The 240-nt window shown below is 62.9% G+C and carries 1 protein-coding gene; it reads right to left on the reverse strand.

From position 1 onward, the window contains the following. Positions 1-240: hypothetical protein (locus tag SB679_RS26115; protein ID WP_410705308.1), on the reverse strand; the 240-nt coding region annotated here is incomplete at both ends.

Genomic DNA, 240 nt, shown 5'->3' on the forward strand with positions numbered 1-240 from the left:
GGTCAGCACCGCAGCCAGGGACACCTTGAACCAGGTGCGCCCCGGCGTGGCCAGGGAGACCGTTGCGAGGATATAGACGACGGCGGCAAAGGCCGACAGGATGTGCGAAAGCGGCGCATCAGCGAACTTCGTAGCTATTTGATAGCCTGCCCGAGCTGTTGCGGAGAGCGCGAATATCGCATACACGGCAATCAGCAGACGCCCCGGGCCCGTATTCCGGGTGTCCTTGGCAGGCTGTTG

This window comes from Chryseobacterium sp. SIMBA_029, assembly GCF_046535275.1.
GTDB lineage: Bacteria > Bacteroidota > Bacteroidia > Flavobacteriales > Weeksellaceae > Chryseobacterium.